Source organism: Priestia sp. AB (assembly GCF_028369225.1).
GTDB lineage: Bacteria > Bacillota > Bacilli > Bacillales > Bacillaceae_H > Priestia > Priestia megaterium.
Genome location: NZ_JAQMYN010000010.1, coordinates 104,463 through 124,170 on the forward strand (window position 1 = coordinate 104,463; position 19,708 = coordinate 124,170).

General features: G+C 34.9%; 21 protein-coding genes and 1 pseudogene. 14 read left to right on the forward strand and 8 right to left on the reverse strand.

All coding sequences use genetic code 11. The features are described 5' to 3' along the window. Positions 1 to 233 precede the first annotated feature (233 nt). The 3 genes from POF52_RS23985 (at position 234) to POF52_RS23995 (ending at position 1,260) form a co-directional block, all read left to right on the forward strand. Positions 234 to 755, forward strand: a complete 522-nt coding sequence (locus tag POF52_RS23985; protein WP_271995492.1) for a hypothetical protein — start codon at positions 234 to 236, stop codon at positions 753 to 755. Next, positions 742 to 906: a hypothetical protein gene (locus POF52_RS23990; RefSeq protein ID WP_271995494.1), complete on the forward strand. Its 165-nt coding sequence runs from the start codon at positions 742 to 744 to the stop codon at positions 904 to 906. Before POF52_RS23985 ends, POF52_RS23990 begins: the two co-directional genes overlap by 14 nt. Positions 907 to 1,128: 222 nt before the next feature. Further along, entirely contained in the window at positions 1,129 to 1,260 is a 132-nt protein-coding gene (locus tag POF52_RS23995; RefSeq protein ID WP_256656521.1) for a hypothetical protein, read from the forward strand. Between the two features lie 298 nt (positions 1,261 to 1,558). On the opposite strand, the gene POF52_RS24000 is transcribed toward POF52_RS23995, so the two are convergent. The 4 genes from POF52_RS24000 to POF52_RS24015 form a co-directional block, all read right to left on the reverse strand. Further along, positions 1,559 to 2,005, reverse strand: coding sequence for an RDD family protein (locus tag POF52_RS24000; protein WP_271995498.1), 447 nt, complete (start codon positions 2,003 to 2,005; stop codon positions 1,559 to 1,561). Between the two features lie 804 nt (positions 2,006 to 2,809). Beyond that, positions 2,810 to 3,229: a hypothetical protein gene (locus POF52_RS24005; RefSeq protein WP_176585756.1), complete on the reverse strand. Its 420-nt coding sequence runs from the start codon at positions 3,227 to 3,229 to the stop codon at positions 2,810 to 2,812. A 71-nt stretch (positions 3,230 to 3,300) separates the two neighbouring features. Next, positions 3,301 to 3,795 (reverse strand): SMI1/KNR4 family protein, encoded by a 495-nt coding sequence (locus POF52_RS24010; RefSeq protein WP_271995500.1) that lies wholly within the window; start codon positions 3,793 to 3,795, stop codon positions 3,301 to 3,303. A 43-nt stretch (positions 3,796 to 3,838) separates the two neighbouring features. Beyond that, positions 3,839 to 4,618 (reverse strand): plasmid stabilization protein, encoded by a 780-nt coding sequence (locus tag POF52_RS24015; RefSeq protein WP_271995502.1) that lies wholly within the window; start codon positions 4,616 to 4,618, stop codon positions 3,839 to 3,841. A gap of 160 nt (positions 4,619 to 4,778) precedes the next feature. Between POF52_RS24015 and POF52_RS24020 the strand changes: the two are divergent. After that, positions 4,779 to 4,863: pseudogene (locus tag POF52_RS24020) on the forward strand. Between the two features lie 66 nt (positions 4,864 to 4,929). On the opposite strand, the gene POF52_RS24025 reads toward POF52_RS24020, so the two are convergent. Both POF52_RS24025 and POF52_RS24030 read right to left on the reverse strand, forming a co-directional pair. Further along, positions 4,930 to 6,231 (reverse strand): replication protein, encoded by a 1,302-nt coding sequence (locus POF52_RS24025; protein WP_271995504.1) that lies wholly within the window; start codon positions 6,229 to 6,231, stop codon positions 4,930 to 4,932. Positions 6,232 to 6,714: 483 nt separating this feature from the next. Then, positions 6,715 to 7,290 (reverse strand): MerR family transcriptional regulator, encoded by a 576-nt coding sequence (locus POF52_RS24030; protein WP_029321043.1) that lies wholly within the window; start codon positions 7,288 to 7,290, stop codon positions 6,715 to 6,717. 2,185 nt (positions 7,291 to 9,475) lie between these two features. Between POF52_RS24030 and POF52_RS24035 the strand changes: the two genes are divergently transcribed. From POF52_RS24035 to POF52_RS24050, 4 genes are all read left to right on the forward strand, one after another. Beyond that, positions 9,476 to 9,733, forward strand: a complete 258-nt coding sequence (locus tag POF52_RS24035; protein WP_271995516.1) for a hypothetical protein — start codon at positions 9,476 to 9,478, stop codon at positions 9,731 to 9,733. A gap of 195 nt (positions 9,734 to 9,928) precedes the next feature. Next, the gene (locus POF52_RS24040; protein WP_271995518.1) at positions 9,929 to 10,489 is read left to right on the forward strand and encodes a L,D-transpeptidase; all 561 of its coding nucleotides are present in this window, start codon (positions 9,929 to 9,931) and stop codon (positions 10,487 to 10,489) included. Between the two features lie 112 nt (positions 10,490 to 10,601). After that, on the forward strand, positions 10,602 to 10,838 hold the full coding sequence (locus POF52_RS24045) for a hypothetical protein (RefSeq protein WP_271995520.1): 237 nt from the start codon (positions 10,602 to 10,604) through the stop codon (positions 10,836 to 10,838). Positions 10,839 to 11,014: 176 nt separating this feature from the next. Next, on the forward strand, positions 11,015 to 11,296 hold the full coding sequence (locus POF52_RS24050) for an AbrB/MazE/SpoVT family DNA-binding domain-containing protein (protein ID WP_271995522.1): 282 nt from the start codon (positions 11,015 to 11,017) through the stop codon (positions 11,294 to 11,296). A 104-nt stretch (positions 11,297 to 11,400) separates the two neighbouring features. Here the strand turns inward: POF52_RS24050 and POF52_RS24055 are convergent, their stop codons facing one another. Then, positions 11,401 to 11,673 carry an HU family DNA-binding protein gene (locus tag POF52_RS24055; protein ID WP_025753496.1) on the reverse strand — a complete coding sequence of 91 codons (273 nt, stop codon included), beginning with the start codon at positions 11,671 to 11,673 and terminating at the stop codon, positions 11,401 to 11,403. Positions 11,674 to 12,518: 845 nt separating this feature from the next. Between POF52_RS24055 and POF52_RS24060 the strand changes: the two genes are divergently transcribed. Both POF52_RS24060 and POF52_RS24065 read left to right on the forward strand, forming a co-directional pair. Further along, entirely contained in the window at positions 12,519 to 12,701 is a 183-nt protein-coding gene (locus POF52_RS24060) for a hypothetical protein (RefSeq protein ID WP_271995528.1), read from the forward strand. A 481-nt stretch (positions 12,702 to 13,182) separates the two neighbouring features. Beyond that, the gene (locus tag POF52_RS24065) at positions 13,183 to 13,956 is read left to right on the forward strand and encodes a hypothetical protein (RefSeq protein WP_271995529.1); all 774 of its coding nucleotides are present in this window, start codon (positions 13,183 to 13,185) and stop codon (positions 13,954 to 13,956) included. A 77-nt stretch (positions 13,957 to 14,033) separates the two neighbouring features. Here POF52_RS24065 and POF52_RS24070 read toward each other — a convergent pair whose 3' ends face one another. Continuing rightward, the gene (locus POF52_RS24070) at positions 14,034 to 14,258 is read right to left on the reverse strand and encodes a hypothetical protein (protein ID WP_016763705.1); all 225 of its coding nucleotides are present in this window, start codon (positions 14,256 to 14,258) and stop codon (positions 14,034 to 14,036) included. Between the two features lie 132 nt (positions 14,259 to 14,390). Between POF52_RS24070 and POF52_RS24075 the strand changes: the two genes are divergently transcribed. From POF52_RS24075 to POF52_RS24090, 4 genes are all read left to right on the forward strand, one after another. Then, positions 14,391 to 16,013: a spore germination protein gene (locus POF52_RS24075; protein ID WP_271995531.1), complete on the forward strand. Its 1,623-nt coding sequence runs from the start codon at positions 14,391 to 14,393 to the stop codon at positions 16,011 to 16,013. Further along, the gene (locus POF52_RS24080; protein WP_271995533.1) at positions 16,003 to 17,232 is read left to right on the forward strand and encodes a Ger(x)C family spore germination protein; all 1,230 of its coding nucleotides are present in this window, start codon (positions 16,003 to 16,005) and stop codon (positions 17,230 to 17,232) included. The genes POF52_RS24075 and POF52_RS24080 overlap by 11 nt, the downstream gene beginning before the upstream one ends. 21 nt (positions 17,233 to 17,253) lie before the next feature. Continuing rightward, positions 17,254 to 18,366, forward strand: coding sequence for a GerAB/ArcD/ProY family transporter (locus POF52_RS24085; RefSeq protein WP_271995537.1), 1,113 nt, complete (start codon positions 17,254 to 17,256; stop codon positions 18,364 to 18,366). A 212-nt stretch (positions 18,367 to 18,578) separates the two neighbouring features. Next, a complete protein-coding gene (locus POF52_RS24090; protein WP_271995539.1) occupies positions 18,579 to 19,679 on the forward strand; it encodes a GerAB/ArcD/ProY family transporter in 1,101 nt (366 codons plus the stop codon). Positions 19,680 to 19,708 lie beyond the last annotated feature (29 nt).

The following is a 19,708-nucleotide window of genomic DNA, read 5'->3' on the forward strand; positions in this document are numbered from 1 at the left end:
AAACAAGATATACATTCTTTTGCACTTTATTTCATTCTTTTGCACATATTGGACAAGCATCAGCTCATATCATTTATTAAGACGTTAAAAAGAGACGTCACCTTAAATCATCAGGACTGGAGAGAGTAGTATGACAAAAGAATTAGCAATCTCGTTATTGAATCGAAAAGACGTCTATTTAACGTTAGAAGGTAAGCAGATGTTAGAGGTCATCCTGAAAGAGAAAAACGCGTATGAAGAAAAATAAGAAGCCGAAAAATCACATAGAAACCTATCGACCAACCGTGCGGTATCATTCTATTTATCGTACATATGTAGATAGTCTATTTCACGCTACCGAATTAGACCGAAACCAAATTATGAGGTGTGCGCTTTTTACAGCAGCGCATAACCCTATTTTCTTAGCATTAATGAATCAGTATAAAATGAGTGACGCCCCTCTCCCCTCCTCTCCATGGCAGCCTTCTTCTCACCCGTTATGGATAGAACAAGAGCCCAACATCGAAGAGAAAGGAGCAGGCAAACATGATAACCTTGAGCGAAAAGGAACGTCTACAAGCGCTTTTACGTTACTTAGAACATCAACAGATGGCCAATCCATGTCAGGAACAGCTATTCAACCCAATCAACAGTCTTCTACCAGAGAAAAGGCAGCATGTATCACGAGACGTCAGCAACAGATTGAGAGACGAACAAGGACGGTTCCTACCTTACGACTATCCAACAATGGAGGAATTAGACTTGATTTCAGGTAAAGAAGTAGCCTTACAACGAAAACTTAAAATAGAACCAATTGAAGGTTCTTATAATAGCTATGCAGTGAATGAAAAAGAAAAGAGGGATTGGAATGGGAGTGTCTATTTAGCTTGTGTCGCAGCTATTTTAGCAATAGCCTTTTTTAGCTGACGTCTTTTTAGAATAATGTCGATATTTTGGTCATAAACATATAGCATGAATACAGTTAAGACCACCTTATAAACTGATACATAATGGGCGGTCTTTGTTGTAAATATGATTAAAAAATTCTGGGGAGTGGAAAGAGTTTAGGTAACGAAAAACAAGCATAAAGATTCATATAAAATATATCTTTATATATTTTATAATAAAAATGACACAGGAGGTATGTAAATGGAAAATAGTCCTCGTTTCGCAGAATTAGTCTCTGATTTTGAAAAACGGTTAGATCGACATTTAAATGCCAAGGAAAAAGAACTACTTGTATGGATAACCAAAGAAGAAAGTAATAAGTATGTTCAATAATTTACAGTTATCCTCTTCACCTTTTTAAAAATTTTCTTATATATAGCGTAGAAGTACCTATACAGGGCAGGTGACACACAGAAAAAATCCTACACACTGAGGCGTAGGATTTTTAAATAGTCCCGAATATTAGATTAGAAACAGAGGGTATTCGGTATTGCAAATGAAAGTTTAACTTTCCATATTATTCTATCAAAAGTATCTTTCCTATTGAATATGGCAACCATCCCAATTTGCTACCTGTATCTGGAATGACAAAAGGTAATAAGTTACAATTTATTCTATTGTAGATTGGGTATTAATCTATAAATGCTTGTTTATCCTCTATTTTACCTGGTTTTGCATATGTAACATACGTGCCTGCCATCATGTCATGAAGACTTCTTTTATCCTTACGGAAAACCACCATGAACACACTTACAATTAACGCAATACCTAATGTAATACCATAAACAATGCCGGCTACAAGAACTCTTAATAGCATTGCTCCAACCCCAAGTTTCTTTCCATTGACTTTGACAATTCTAACTCCAACAATTCGTTTCCCTATAGTATATCCATACCATAAAATAGGTACAGCAACCGCATAGATGAAACCTATGAGTGATGTAATGGGATCTTCACGATCAAAGTCTCCTGTAATAAGAAAGCCAATAAGCCCCAAAGGAATACTTACAATAATGCCATCTAACAGATTTCCTAATAGGCGCATCCAAAATCCTGCTGGTTTTGTTACTTGATCCACTTTATATTTCTCCCCTTCTTGTAAATTAACACTTTATCTATCTAAATAGCTCCTCAGATGATGATAACATGATTGAAGAGGAAGGTAAAAAATATAAAATATTTTATATTTATCCACTAATAATAAAATACATGTCTCTAGTATTGATATTACTAAAGACATATTCATAGAAAAGAGATAAAAGATTAATTAGGTTTTTTTAGTTGTAAATTTCCCTTATTAAAGACAATAACGGCATTATAAGCTTCATATAAGGCATACACAGGGTAACAAAAAGCCATAAATACAATCATAGTTGGGATCTTTTCAACAACAGGAAAATGGCCGGACAAGAAACTTTTAACCGTAATTCCTAGGTAAACCGTAAAGGAAACATAATAACAGCTAATAACAATAACCACGGGGTCACCTTGGTTTCCTTCAGTTTTTCTCGACAATGCGGGCATTTCATTGTAAAAGGACTTGAAAAATCTTCGAAATGCTCAATTGTAATAGGTTTTGACACCCTGGACAAGGTGTTGATTTTTTCATATAAGTTTCTCCTTTTTGAAATGTAAAAGAATAGAAATAATAGGGTTATTGAATATATAACATTGCTCTTTTGAAAAAGGCTTTAAGTAAGGTTATAGCTCTCTACTTTGATAGGCTCTACACGTTTCACATAGGTAGTTGCTATCTAATCGTGTAAACTTCGCTTATCCTGGCGGAAAGCCACCATAAAAAAGCTAATGATAGCAACTATTCCTATTGTAAGACCATACATAAGAGCTGCGATGAAGACACGTAAACCCATAGATCCAAATCCTACATCTCGTTAAGGTTATATTTAAAGCGCTTGTATACCTTGTTTTTATGTTGTAGATTCGTTTTCATGATATTGATGATGACATTTTGCTCACTTTTCCAATGTACATTAACGTCATGAATCATAGAAGGTTGAATTCCTTGAAGCTCTTTATATTGGTTAAGAGTGCTTCCAGGTTGTCCATAGTACATTCTAAGAGAATCAGCCTTTTGTTTTTGCTCATAATCAAAGTAATCAGTGGTTTGTTTATACATCTTTTTTACTTCAACAATGTTTCGTTGATTAGGAGATGTGCTGGTTGTAAGTGAGACGCTACGTATCATGTTTGGCTGTTGTTGGCTTTTATCCAAGAAATGATTCATGACAAATACAAGAAAAATTACTCCAAATGATAACATGATCCAAAGCCACTTTTTCATGTCGACACTTCCTCTTTTATGATTGAAAATCAAAATGAGTAGATAATCTCATTACGAAATAGCATTTTCTGTTATTTCGTATCCTTAGATAATAACATACTCAAAAACTCTTGAAAGGTCTCAGCAATCTTTGATGTAGCTGGTTCACACTCATATGATTCTTCGTAGTCTAGGAAATCAACAGACGGATTGTTTTTATTATAGTGAAAGTTCAAACACAAATAATCTCCCCATGCTAGCTTCGCAATCGGAATTAATTCAGAGCCAATAAGATCTTCACCATAGAAATTCCGCCCTTGTTCTCCTAAAGAGGTTTCGCAGCAACCAATGTCATACACCCCATAAGGAGGCTCACTGAAATTTTCAATAATACCTAAAAAACGTTCAATTTGGCTTCTCTTATTGATTGTAGTTAAGGGTGTAGAATCTTTTACTGTACATCCGTGATAGTGTTTCAAGAATTCCTTATACTCGTTGGGCAATTGGACGCGAAAAGAACCTTCTATTTTTGCAATGTCTTGGTCCTGTGGTAATGGATAAATGATGCTTTTCTTCACAATTCTCACTGTTATCGCTCTCCCTGCATTGGGTCATCTTCAAGGAAATACATTACGACTTCTGATATTCATACATAACTGGAACTTTATCCATTTTAACGGTTTTGGCCACAATATAACGACGGTAACCATCTTTCAAGATATTCGATCCTTTTTCAATCGTTAATGGCTCATCCAGGCGCCCTGTACGCTTTACAAAATCAATGACCTTTTGTGTTTTTTCAGGGTTTGGACGTGTCCTTAAGAACTCTTCAGGTACGATAATTTCATCGAAACTTAGAAGATCCTGTGTCCCTTTTGGCTGATTTGTTATTTGTTTCTTTTGTGGCTCCACCTTTTTCTCTTGAACAGGTGTCTCCCTCACTTCTGTCTGTACTTTTTCAGCTTTCTTCTCTTCATTTGCTGCAGGTTGTGAAGTAGGTGCCGGTTTTTCTTCCTGTTTGGTAGCAGCAACTTCTTGCTGCGCTGCAGAAGCCTCTTGTTTGGCCTCTTTTTTATCGTTTGGTTTATTGTCTTCTTTGTCTTTCTTATTGGGGAGAACGGTAATCTGGAAGCAGATTACACCTACTTCACCAGGGCATTCATCAATTGGAATGTCTAAAGTTGGTTCTCCTTGAATTAAGATCTTTTCATGCATAATACTTTTTTTCGTGAGACCTGTTTTGTTAAAAGCCTTCTTTGCAACAAATACCGTGTACGAAATAAACGTACTCTTCTTCAAGCCTTTAGGCGCAGATGGTGACCCTTTTTCACGCATATCAAAGGCAACATAGCGATCGTATTCTCGTAGTGGTCCTGTGGCTGATCCAGTTAACGTAATTTTATGTGGCATAATGTGCTCCTCCTGCGTAGATATAGATTTATTTCTTATTTAGAACAGTGATCTAAATAAATATATCCTAACGATAATTTGGCTTCTAAGGGATTTCTTCACTTTTTATATTTTTTCCTATCGTACATATAAATAAAGACTATGTGCATACTTGTAGTGTGGACTTGTAGCTCAATGGCAGAGCAGCCAGTCGTATTACACTATACAACTTTGGCGTCTTGCAGGTTCAAATCCTGCCAAGTCCTCTCTTAAAACACTGAATACGTTAGAAATAGTGAAAGTCCTTGCTGTGCTTTAGTTATGTTTAAAAATTAAGAAGCTGGTTCCTTTAATTTAGCATGTTGATGCAACAATTCCTGCTCTTCAGGTGTTAATGCTTGTCCTAAATCTTGTTTCAGTTCCGCCATTTCTAGTGAACTGTACGTAGAGCAGTGTTCTTGCAGCAAGAAGTCCTCTTCTTCTGTAAGCTCTTGTCCTAATTTCTGCTTTAATTCAATTATTTTTAACTTTTGACTTAAAGGTACTTCTGCTTTTTCTTTACCCTTCTCTTGACCTTGCTTAGCTTTTAACCAATCCGGAACAATTTCTTTACGGATAATACGCTTTGGTGTAAACAATTTTGTAGATGACTCTTTTTTATGTATAACTTTCTCCTCAGTTGGATATACTGGTGAATAATCCTCGTTTCCAGGATCAATCAACTGGTAGAATTGGTTTTTCGCAATTTTGTAGAGTAACTGACACATATTATCTAAGGTTAAAGGTTGTCCTTTATGATTAGCTTTATGCACATATTTATCTAATCCAACAATGGTTGAATACGCAATTTCATGTACTTGCCTTTTGGTAATATCAATCTCTGTATCTCGTTTAACCGTTTTTGCAGCATTTTGAATGCGAGCATAAAAGTCTTTTAATTGATGACCATACTTACCTGCGTAGACTTGATTGACTTTCTTAGGAACACCTTTGATATAGGTAAATGACTGTGAAGCAGACATTAAATGATTATTTATATGATTTACAGGTAAATCAAGGTTAATAAAGGCACCAGGTAATTTATCAGCCCTTAAGATTGGTGTATCAACGTTTTCAGCACTTTCTGGATACATCACAGGAAGCGTCACAGGAGTTGTCATTTCTTCTTGATGGACCGTTTGTATCCCTGTTGTATCATGGGCAAAAAAGATTTCATCGCAAATCCGATTAAAGTTCTTATGGCTTTTAAGAATAAATACATAGCTATCAGGGTGAGTACCTGTTGCATCCTCTTTAATGTAACGTGCTACAAGTATAAAAGGTGTCGCTTTTAACGAACGTACAAAACGAGAAACCGTACTTTTAGAAACTTTAAATTTCTTCATGAGTGTTTCAGAACGAATGGCTTGGATGCCTGTAGCCACAAGGTTATAGATGACATGATCGAGCATTTCCATTCTTTTTTTAGGAAATTCTTTATGTATAGCTGATTGGTTCTGTTTATAATGAGTACGAATAATTTCTAAAAACTCTTCTTTCTTTTTCCGAAGTGTGGATTTGTTCTTCCATAACCACTTAAACCGTCCGTTGAAGGTGTCTACATCTCTTAAATAGCAGGTTAATATTTTTGTCATTTGTTCATCTTCTCCTTTAAGGAACACAAAAAAGACACTGTTTCCCTGGAAAAAGGAAAACAATGTCTTGATTTTGATGAACTAAGCCCTTGAAATAGATAGCTATTTCATATAAAATAAAAGCATAAGTTTTATTTTATAGAAAAACTAACTCTATTAACAAGAGACTTCGACAAGTGTTTTCCCTACCGTCTTTAGGGGGAACGGTTTAAGAGTGCTACCAACACGTCTTAAACAGTTGAAGTCTTTTTTCTATTCCGGTCATTTTTGTTAGTTTTATTATAGCGTTAATTAATCTCATAATTCAATAAAAATTAGTAATATATCTCAAAAGATTTAGTTTTACATCTTTTATGAGGTGAAAATCCTATCTATATTTAAATGAATTTATTATTGAAGGTATTAAGAGAACTCTCTCTGACAACTGCTACAAAAATAATAAAACAGCTTCTAATTACTGGCCAGTAATTAGAAGCTGTTTTATTATTTTGTGAACATTCTTTTCCATATGCTTTTTCCTTGTTCTTTTTGAATTTCGGTCATGGCTGAATGGATAGAATCTAATTTTTTAAGTAATTGATCATTCACCTCTTTTAAACGCTGATTGTCTTGTTCAAGTTTATTCATCTGTTCTTTTATCTCTATAACATCTTTTTTTTCTGCCAAATTTTCCGATGGAAGCGTTAATTGTTCTTTCTTTTCCATTTTTTTGTCCATTTCTTCTATTTTTTTAGCAAGTAATAAAAATGCTTCTTTAAAGGAGTTTTCGTTTGTATCTTCTTCCTCTAAATCTTTGTTAATAATTTTTGTTTGTTCTTCGCTCATTAAATTTGCTTTAATTAATTCTTCACGAATCATTTCATTTGGTGCATGTTTTCCGAATTTCTCTTTTAGTTCAATAATCTTTTCAATTTTTTTATCTTCATCAGTAAATATGTATCTTATTCTTCCAATTCTTTTATGTCGTACTAACCCGACTTCGCACCAGTCCCGTAATTGATGATTTTCTATATTAAATTTTCTAGCAACTTCTGAAATAACCATTGTTTCTTCGCTCATAATTGTACCTCCTTCACAAACGAATTAATCTAACTGAGTTAGTATCCTCTCATATGGCATATTTTTAATAACTTAATTAAGTCTAACTTAATTGGTCTTAACTAATTAAATGCTACTTATTTTGAAGCTTGTCTTTATTATTCTAGCAGATTTTACACTTAACTGAATTAGATTTATTATATTTTACGTTATGTAGTTCAATTAAATTTGAACTGAATCCTTTAAAAACTATAAATGGATTTATAGTTTTTTAAAATGTTACAATAAGTTTAATTAAAATGCAATTAAGTTCAACTAAATGCAACTTAATTGCATTTTAATTAAACGGCTCTTTATTGCCTTTTTAATTTAGTTTGACTTATTTCATTTTAAGTTAAACTAAAATAAGGTTGTGTGCAATAATTTGATTTTAAGTTAATCTTAAGTTGAACTATCGAATTTAAATCAATAATTTAGAAACAAAAAAGTTGTGTGTTAAGTTATTCTTCTCATTTGATCCTCAATCTATTGAGGAGTTTAATAGCTGAGACTACTGTCGATTCTGTTTAGATAATTGTAATATGGTGTGAGACATATCTATGGAGACATCATCATAAAAGCAGTCTTTTGGCTGAAAAGATGCTTTATTTCGTATTTGTGCACATGCTGAGTAAATTCATCACTTATGTATTGTGAACCGAAATCGTTGCGAATAGGTAGGCCCTTTCAGGGCTTTTGAGCAGTATAAGCTTTTTGAAGTGCTTCAATGATTAACTCTGATGGGATTAAATGATTAACTCTGATGGGATTAAATGAGAAAAAATAGCACACAATTTCTTTAGTGTGAATTTAATGAGGACGCTAAACAGCACCAACCACCTCATATCATAGGGACATACTTAATTTCAGGCACCCATTGTTTAGAGAGGTTTGATAAATTTTTGAAGCGCTAGAATGTGCTTTACTTTTTCGTGAATATGACCATAGCCTTTTTTTGAATATCTAGCTCTTGTTTTAGCCAGAGCTTTTCTGAAGAATCTTAGCTAATTCTCTAGGTATTAGAGAGCTTTCCTTTGCATTAAAAGATGTTAATACATTCACGCAATTATAAATTGTTACTTCTGATCATCATATTCGCTGCTTGATTCTTTAACCAAGTTTCCAGCATGATATAAATACATAATCGTTTTCTTAAAGTCATCATTTTATTTTCTTCCACTTATGTTCATTTTCTACACCTTCTCTCAAAAATTATTAAAGGGACTTAATTAAATCGTGTCCACGAAACTATAATAAATCTAACATAGGGCTTTATTCTCTCTATACTCAGAAAATGATCTTTTCTGAAGGATAATTTTTCCTTATTTTGCAAAGTAGTAATAACTAATCCAGACTCAATTGAGTCTGGATTAGTTATTACTACTTGAATGAACATTACTTTAGTAGAGTCAGCTTGTACTTGCACATTTACTCTGTATACATCTAATTGGAATTAGTTTAAATCAATTAATTACTAATTGAATGTAAAAAAGCATAGATTCGATGGCTTTTAATCAGATAAATTAATATGCTTTATTTTAATTAAATTAAACTTCTTTTCTGTTGAGTTAATTTTAATTCATTTTAGTCTAAATTAGTGATGATTAACTTGGGTTTAAAAAAATTAGAGTTAGATTCGTGCAGCAGCAAAAAGAAAATCTAATTGTTTAATTATATATTAGGATAATAATGAAATTTTAAAAAGTTATTTAGTGAATTAATGAGATGTTTTCAATTTGAAAAGTACATGCTTTTAATTTGTATCAAAAGAATAGAGAAACAGAAACAAGGATATAAAAGATTCACTTTGATGGTCAAAGCATTCAGCTTCATCACTATAAGCAGAAAACTTTAAGTGAAAAGATGAAAAAAATGAATGAAAAGAAACAAGATTTAGGCATGAAGTGAAGAAACACATGTTGACAGTAGGTCAACATGTGTTTTTTTGAGGTTCACAGTAGGTTTACATCATTAGTTTTTCATGTTCACCGTAGGTTCACATGGCAGGTGGTAGGTCAACAGTAGGTTCACATTCAACCGGTTTTCTTGTACCCACGGTTTTGCTAGGCTCTGCCTAGCCCCACACCTATGGTGGGGGCAAAAACCCCTTATGCTCTTCTCTCTTTTCAGGGGGAAGAGCACTACTACAAAAGAGAGGTCGGATAAAATGGAAATTAAAATACGATATGTTGATCCAGTTGCACTAAAAAAAATTGATAAAATCGCAAAAGAAAAAAAGATTTCTCGGCAAGAATTTTTAAAAGGTCAGATTGAAACATTGGCTGTTTTTCAAGAACAAAAAGATCGTGAAGCAGAGTTAGAACGTCTCATTGATCGAAACATAAAGATGATGGAAAGGTGTTTAGTGGCAATTGAAACAATCAATGGATTTATTCAAGATATGACGGGAGAAGATGAGGAGTGAGTACATCTTCTGTTATTCCAGGCGTGGTGCTAAAAACAAAGTTTGTTACATCTGATAAAAAAGCTTTTCAAGATTATGTTGATTATGTAGATCGTGATGTTTTTATTTATAAATGATTGTGACGAAAAAGCATCTTTCTAATTGGAAGGTGCTTTTTTCGTTTCTTATAAAAATATAAAAAAGAGGAGAGCTTTTATGAAGAACATGTTTATTAAATCGATGACCATTCTTACATTATTAATGGTTGCATTATGTGGAGTAAATCAGGGGAAAACAGAAGCAGCAAGTAAGCCAGCGAATCAAGATTTGATTATTATTAACAAGTACTACAACAAGCTTGCCTATTTTCACAATGGCTATATTGAAATCGTTGATCCAGTAGCAACGGGTAAAACGTGGGATAAAACACCTGTTGGCTTTTTTAAAGTTGTGAACAAAATTAAAAACCGTCCTTACTATACAGGACATATTCCTGGGGGCGATTCTCGCAATCCGTTAGGAAAACGTTGGTTAGGGTTTAATGCAAACGGTACGTATGGTGATACATACGGCATTCACGGCAATAACAATGAAAGCAGCATTGGAAAATACGTGAGTCAAGGTTGCGTGAGAATGCATAATGCAGACATCGAAATGCTTTATGATAAAGTCCAATTAGGCACACCGGTTGCCATTACGTATTCTTATAAAAGTCTCGTTGATCTTACAAGGATATATGGCTACAAATTTAAAGGGTACAAGTTAAAAAGCAATTGAAGAATAAGCAGCATCTCGTGTCAGAACACGGGATGCTGCTTATTTTTTGTGTTCTTACCATATAGCCCTTATCATAGAAGTAGATGAAAAATATGGGTAAGGAGGAATAGGAATGAGAGCCAAAACCGAAAAAGCTGATCATATAGTAATGTTTACAGCAATTGGTGAGTTTTATGCACATGAGGTGCCGGGAGAGATAACAATTGGCTTCTTTGCTTGTCCATCTTGTGGAGTAAAAGTGTACCATAAAAAAGATCACTTCTTTTCCCATGAACATGAGCGTACGTGTACGTATGTGAAAGAACAATTTAAAAGACACAGTAGCAGAAATGCAAAGGGACAGTATTAAGTAATTTGTGCAACTATTTATTCTCATACTAAATTACTTTCTGAAAAAAGAAGAGAAAACAAAATCCCTTCGTTTGTCCATAAGAATAAAGAGTTGATGCAACAAAAATTAAACTCTATAAAAGAGGATATCTAGAGTTTATGTCCTTTATTATATATTTGGAGGTTGGGAAAAGTATGAAAACAACGGGTATTGTACGAAAGGTAGACGAGTTGGGTCGTATCGTTATCCCAATAGAGTTACGGAAGGTTCTTGCTATCAAGGAAAAGGATCCTGTAGAAATATTTGTTGATGGCAATCACATTATTCTTCAGAAATACAAAGCTCAAAATGAATGTATAATCACAGGGAAAGTCACTTCACAAAACAGGGAATATGCAAAAGGAATTGTATTAAGCCCACGAGGTGCAGAAATTTTAAAGTATGAGATTGAATTTAGATTCGGTATTAAAGCGTAATGTAGACGTGCGTTCTTGTCATACGGTATCTGCATTTCCTCTTTTATAATTGATCTATGTAAACTCTCCAGAACAAGGTTCTGGAGAGTTTATGGAGGTCTTTTTTATTTTACAGCTTCTTTAAATTCTTTACCTGGCTTGAAGGCTGGAGCCTTTGTAGCTGGAATAACAATTTGTTCACCTGTTTGTGGGTTACGTCCTGTACGCTCTCCACGTTCACGTACTTCAAATGTACCAAATCCAGCAATTTGAATTTTCTCTTCGTTTGCCAGTGTGGCAGAAATCGTTGCAAATAGTCCATCAATGGCTTTTTTTGTGTCTTGTTTTGTTAATTCTGATTTTGACGCAACAGCATCAATTAATTCAGCTTTTTTCATATCTACTTACCTCATTCTCTACTATGTATAGTGTATATAGACAAGAAATATATCATAGCCACCTCAAAAAAGTCAAACATACGTTCTTGTAGGTCTTCTTTATTCAAGAAATAGTATATTTTAATACAAAATAACTAAAATTCATTGTCCTTAAAGTTATACTTTTACGGACAAACATTATGGTTTATAAGAATCTCCAACGGATATATTCTCCATCTAATAAGGGCGATTTTTTAAATTTATTCGCTACTTTAAAGGATACAACAGTTGTTACACCCCACTTTTTTCCTAATACGACTGGTTTAATAGTTCTTTATATTCTATATTTTGTATATAAATTTATCCATCCCCAAGCAAGGATCTTGTAAACTCCTCTTAAATGATCATTATATATGTAAAAGTTTTATAGTTAGCATAGATTCGGATCAATAACTTTTTGTATCCAAGTTATTGATCCGAATCTATATTGTAAAATTAGTCAACTTTAGTCTTAATTATAAAAATTTGATATATCTAAAATGGAATCCATAATTAATTTGGATATCAAATACTCAACTGAGAGCATCATTAATTATATAAAACGTATAATACCCATCCCCCACTCGTTAGGAGAATGATTTAATATAAGGCCTCTAATAATGTGACATTTAATGCTGACAATACAGTAATAAGACAGCCTGCTTCAGCATAAGACCTTGTACTCCAATGCTTGAACTCTTTCATCGTCATGTTCTGTAATACGTAAAATTAAAAGTCTTTTCGTGAGTAGTTGTATTAGTAATTTCCTCATACTACCTCTTATTTTCTTCAACACAAATCAAATAATACGTTTAGGAGGTGTTTTTATGCCAGAACATGGCTTCAATCAAACACATAATAATAACAATCATAGCAATAGTTATGATACAAACGGTGGAAGTATCCAACCAGTAGATGTACCCCAATCTGTCGGAAATAAAATTCCTGCTGAAAACGATGGACTAACTGAAAAAGTAAATGCAAACCTCGGATACCATCCAAAAAAATAGCACGAAAAAACCGCCCTACAAAAGTAAGGCGGTTCTCCGATAAGTTTTATCTTACAAAACTAAAACCATATAGAATCTTTATATTTTGGAAATTGTACCATTTAACAAAAAAAAGAGCAACCCTAAAGTTACTCTTTTTCTCAGCAAAAACTAAAACAAAATGTGTGCATTGGTGCTCAAGGAGTGTTCAATAAAGTATACTTTTATGAACTATATATTTTGTTTTATTGTTAAATCTATACAAATAATCCCACTTTAAATTTGGGTTTAAATATTATATCCATAATTGCATAAAAAAACCTATTCCCTAGTGCTGTGATGTGGGAATAGGCTCAATGAGTTAAGATGACATTTCGAAAAATCTCCAATTAACATGCCTTTTTTAATATGTATCTTATCAGATTCAGCTCCATCCGTATATAAATCCCATTATTATACATAATAATAAACCAATATACTTTCTCAAAAGGGGCTTTCGATAGTGAATAGAGAACAAGTCATTGATATTTATCAAGATGTTCTAGATAAGAAAAGAAAACGTTTTCCAAATTATTTTTTTGTAGGTAATGAAGGGAAAAAATATATGCGCTATATGACATGCTATCTACTTGAGCAACGATTATCGATTCCTATTCACGAGATTCCTCTACAGGTAACGGCAGGCACTTTATGGTCTCATCGTCTTAAACCACCTGCTATGCTTTATGAATGGAATTATTACGAAGTCATTGATAACGCCTATCCAGGAAGATTTAAAGCTTGGCAGTTTCAACAAGTTCCTGATAAATATTGGGATGGAGACGAAGGAAAAAAACGAGCTATTGAAGCAGTAAAGTATGTAATAGAGGAAAAACTAAAAATCCCTCTTAAAGAGATTCCTATTCAAGTTAATATTCACTTTTTTAGTCAACATAGCCTGAGAGGTGTCTTTTCCCTGTTCGGCCAATCCCCTTTTCAAGTAGTAGAGGCTGTTTACCCTGGAGTCTTTAAACCTTGGCAATTTGCTCATGTTCCCATGAATTGTTGGAAAAACGAAGAATACGTTCGGGAGGCAATGGTCGATTTTTTATTCAAACAGCTTCATTTCTCTTCTTATGAGGAGGCTTTTCTCAAATTAAAGGGAAGTCATTTTACCGACTTTCAGTTAACAGGTCTTTTTCAAATGGCTTTTAATTCTAGAATGAATAATGTGAGGGAATGGATAAAAAACCAACTAAATAATCTAGATGATGGATTATTTTATATGAATTATTGATTAATGAAAGAACCAATTAAAACGGATAGCCTGAGCTACATTCCTATTTTTAAAAATGATAATTGGTGAGTATATGGTTACTTGCTTTGATTTTTCTTCTTCATAAAAAGATATAAAGATTCAGCAAAAAAAAGAAAAAGAAGAAAAAAGAGTACAAATAATTCAGCGACTTCCATTACCCTAAATGGACTCACAGCGTTGTACAACGCCTGAGACACATCAAATCCTTGAACCATATCAATACCTAAAGAAAAGCCCATTAAACATCCCAACATTAAAAGGCTAATACCTATGATTTTCATATCTATCACGCTCCATATAATAGGTTCTTCCCTTTCTTCTATGATGATACATAAATATTTATTGTTAATTTTTACATAAAAATCATTAATGTGGTTAAGTTAATTAAAAAATGCAGAAGGGTGCTTAAATCTATGCCTTCGTTTTTTAAAGATCGCAAACCAAAAAAGAAACGGCCACAGGGTGATAAGAATCAAACTACTGATCATCAAATAGAACGGATACAGGTTTCATTATCAGGCAACCTTAATATGATTAAGCAGAAAACGGGAAATAGCTCAGATGTTGTTATTCGGGAAATAAAAATGGGAATAAATATCGACATTAAAGCAGCCGTTGTTTATGTAGAAGGAATTGTAGATAATCAAGCGATTCAGGAATTCTTACTGCAATCTATAATGAAGGATGATCATAAAGAAGAAATACATCAGCACAACGCGTTAGACCTGCTTTCGGAAGATATGATGACAATTGGAAACATATCCTCCGTCACTAACTTTGATGACCTGTTTGCATCTTTAATGGTAGGCGATACTCTTATATTAGTGGATGGAGTAGATCAAGCACTAAGTGCTAGCACAAAAGGGGGAGAAACACGTTCCATTGCGGAATCTACTACTCAAATGGTAGTGCGAGGGCCAAAAGGAGCATTTACCGAGTCTCTTGGGACCAATACAGCGATGATACGGCGCATCATTAAGACCCCTGATTTATGGGTGGAGTCTTTAAAAGTCGGACGTGTAACAAAAACAGACGTGACATTTATGTACATACATGGCATTGCCAATGATAAAGTCGTTAAAGAAATTCGTCAGCGATTAAAGCGAATTGATATCGACAGCATTTTGGAATCAGGTTATATTGAACAACTAATAGAGGATCAAACATTCACCCCTTTTCCAACTATATATAACACGGAAAGACCTGACGTTGTAGCAGGAAACTTACTAGAAGGGCGGATTGCTATATTTGTGGATGGAACCCCTTTTGTACTCATTGCGCCTGCTTTGTTCATGCAATTCTTCCAATCGGCTGAAGATTATTATGCGCGTTTTGACATTGCCACCTCCATTCGTCTTTTACGTATTTTTATGTTTATGATTTCGCTAATCGCGCCTGCTACCTATGTCGCCGTTACAACTTTCCACCAGGAAATGGTGCCAACCACCCTTATTGTAGCCATTGCGGCACAAAGGGAAGCTGTTCCCTTCCCAGCATTTGTGGAAGCTCTTCTCATGGAGCTAACCTTTGAAATTTTACGAGAAGCAGGGATACGCCTACCCAAAGCCATTGGTTCAGCTGTCTCCATTGTTGGGGCCCTTGTAATTGGTCAAGCAGCTGTTCAAGCAAGTATTGTGTCACCAGCAATGGTTATCATTGTATCGATCACAGCCATTGCCAGTTTTGCCACCCCATCTTTTGATATGGCGATTTCAGCTCGTTTAATTCGTTTTTTATTTATGATTGGTGCAGCAACATTTGGTTTCTATGGCATCATTTTGTGTCTTTTATTGATGGTTGTCCATCTATGCGGCTTACGATCATTTGGAGTACCCTATATGGCTCCATTTGCTCCCTTCATTCCCGTAAACAACGAAGATACTGTTGTGAGATTACCGTGGTGGACATTGAGACAAAGACCGCGATTAATTACTGCTAACACGGTGCGAGAAGGAGCAAGCCAACACCCACACCCTCCTGCATCTCGTGGTATGGTGAACCGCGATCTGGAAAAAGGTGATAACAATGAAGCGTAAAGGAGTTTTTCTTTTATTGATGATGGCAATGACGCTCTTGCTCACCAGTTGTTGGAGTAAAAAAGAGCTAACTGACCTTGCCATTGTATCGGCCGCAGGTATCGATAAAACGAAAGATGGAAGATACCACTTAACACTCCAAATTATAAACCCTGGAAACGTGGCTGGAGGCATGCAAGGAGGAGGAGGCGGTACTCAAAGCCCTCCTATTACCATTTATTCAGCTTCAGGAGACAATATAGTCGAAGCAAGCAGACGTGCTTCGGGCAGAATTTCTCGACGATTGTATTATGCCCATGCAAACTTGGTTGTGATTGGTGAAAAACTGGCAAGAGAAAGTGGGCTTAACCCATTAATTGATGTTCTTGACCGTGACCCTGAGTTTCGTAATACTGCAACCATGGTGATTGCGAACCATTCAACCGCAGCTGATATTGTGAAAACGTTAACGCCTGTTGATAAGATTCCAGCGAATAAAGTGCTGAAAACCTTAGAATTTACGGAAAGAAAATGGGGAGAGAATGTCAAAACTTCGGTTCAAGAGGTGATGAAGAGCCTTGAATCTCCTGGAAGAGGGACCGTCGTATCGGGGTTTCGCCTAGTCGGGAATCCCCAGCAAGCACAAAAACTGGATAACCTTCAAGAAAGTGCACCCGAAGCAACGCTTCAAGCTTCCGGAATTGCCGTTTTAAAACAGGGGAAATTAGTAGATTGGCTGTATGGAGAACCAGCAAGAGGTACAGTATGGATTCTCGACAAAATCCAAGGTACTGATATTAATATTAATTGGGGTGGGAGAAAACAAGCCATTGCCTATCAAACTGTACGACAAAAAACAAGTGTGTCTGCCCAAGTGAAGGATGGGCAACCTCATATTTCTGTTCATACACGTGTTGAAGGAGATATTAGTGACATGGAAGTACCTGTTGATATCACCAATCCAAAGGTCATTACAAAAATCGAACAATCCCTGAGGAAAGAAATTAAAAAAGAACTAAAGACAGCTATTGACCGTGCGCAAAAAAACAAAACGGATATCTTAGGATTTGGCGAAGTCGTTCACCGTACTAGGCCAAATCAATTTAAAAAATTAAAAACAGAATGGAATGATGTCTACTTTCCAAAGTTAGATGTAGATATTACAGTGGAAGCCTATGTACGTCGAGCTGGCTTACGAAATAAATCATTTCTTTCAGGTTTAAAAGAGAATCAAAAGTAAGGAAAAGGAGGTGCCAGTTAAATGGAGAAAGCTAAAATTAGTGCTAGTCAGCTCTTTATTTTAATGGTCCTGTTTGAACTGGGGAGTGCTTTACTGGTACCACTTGCAATAGATGCCAAACAAGATGCGTGGCTTGCGATTCTGCTTGGAATGGGATGCAGTTTTGTTCTATTATTAGTCTATCATAGGCTTTATACCTATTATCCCAACCTCTTACCCACAGAATATATGCAAAGGATTCTCGGGAAAGTACTTGGATCCGTACTGGCTTTTGTTTATATTCTTTACTTTATGTATGATGCCTCAAGAGTTCTACGCGATTTTGGTGAGATGCTGTTAACCTTTGCCTATCCAGACACGCCTTTATTCATCGCAAATGCATTATTAATACTTGTCATTATTTATACCATTAGAAAAGGAATTGAGGTCATAGCTCGATCAGGAGAACTGCTTTTTATTTTTATGTATGTTCTTGCGGTTGCTGGCTTTATCTTAATTGTTTCTTCTGGTTTAATTCATTTTAAAAATTTACAACCTATATTGGAAGAGGGATTATCTCCTGTTCTAAAAGTGGTATTTACTCAAACGTTGTATTTCCCATTTACAGAAGTTATTGTATTTACGATGATTTTACCCTACTTAGACAATCCTAAGAAAGCAAAGGTAACTATGGTATGTGCAACAGGATTAAGTGGAATCAATTTAATTATTACCATGCTTATTAATGTTTGTGTACTAGGGGTTGATTTAACTGCACGTTCACAATACCCACTTCTTAGCACAATTGAGAGCATCCAGGTAGCTAATTTTTTAGAACGTCTTGATGTATTTTTTATGCTGGCCTTAATCATCACTATCTTCTTTAAAATCTGTGTATTATTCTACGCAGCTGTCGTAGGAACTGCTAATTTATTTAAGATTAAATCACCTTCACGGTTATCATATCCTTTGGGGCTAATCATTCTCTTTTTGTCTATTACCATTGCGAGCAATGTTCAAGAACATAATCATGAAGGACTAAAGGTGGCCATGTTTGTTATACATATTCCTCTTCTTGCAATTGTTCCTCCTCTTCTTCTTCTTGTAGCTTTCTTTAAAAATAGGAAGAAGCATGGGAAAAACAAATTTAACTAGCTAATTTTCATATGGAATATTGTCATCCTTGTTAAATTCTCCAGTAAAGTTCTTACCCGTGGAAAGAATACTTTTAGCCTAAAATTAACCTTAAAGTAAATCTAGTATCTATTACATAACGTTCGAAAAATCGGAAGTGGTGAAAGCAGTAAAGGATAATCCAAAAAATTAAAAGATTTCCTTAAATACAGTTGAAAGGGAAGGCGGATTGAATGGAGAAAGCTAAAATTAGTGCCAGTCAGCTTTTTATCCTAATGGTTTTGTTTGAGCTGGGTACTACTTTATTGTTACCTATTGCCATGGACGCAAAACAGGACTCTTGGCTTGCGATTCTGCTTGGAACCGTATTCAGTTTTGTTCTGTTTCTAGTCTATAATAAACTTTACTCGTACTATCCAGATATTTTACCTACAGAGTACATGCAAAAAATCTTAGGTAAAGCCCTAGGAAGCGTACTGGCCTTTCTTTATATCTTTTATTTTATCTATAATGTAGCAAGGGTTCTACGTGATATCGGCGAGATGCTGTTAACCTTTGCCTATCCTGATACCCCTTTGTTTATTGCGAATGCTTTATTGATTCTTGTTATTATTTATACAGTTCGCAAAGGTATCGAAGTAATAGCGCGATCCGGAGAAATCTTTTTTATACTCATGTATATCCTAGCCATCACTGGCTTTATTCTGATTGTATGTTCGGGATTAATCGATATTACGAACTTACAACCAGTACTTGAAGAAGGGATATTCCCACCCTTGAAAGTTGTTTTTACTCAAATCTTGTATTTTCCTTTTAGTGAAGCGATTGTGTTTACAATGATTTTACCGTATTTAAAAAACCCAAAGAAAGCCAAAGTGACCATGTTATGTGCATCAGGATTAGCTGGCATCAACTTGACTATTGCCATGCTTATTAACATTAGTGTACTGGGGGTTGATTTGACTGCACGTTCCCAATTTCCTCTTCTTAGCACCATACAAAGCATCCAAGTAGCTGACTTTTTAGAACGTCTTGATGTGTTTTTTATGATTGCTTTAGTTACCGGTGGTTTCTTTAAGATAAGCGTGTTACTTTATGCGGCTGTCATAGGAACGGCCAACTTATTTAAGATTAAATCATCTTCACGACTTTCATATCCTATAGGACTTATGATTCTATTTATGTCAATGACGATTTCTAGCAATTTTCAAGAACACCTCCATGAAGGATTGGTGATAGAGATGTTTGTTTTGTATATTCCCCTCTCTGCGATTATTCCTCTTCTGCTGCTTCTTGTTGCTTTTTTGAAAAATAGAAAGAAACAGAGAGGATAAAAGGTTCATTTGCCTAATTTTTCTTATGA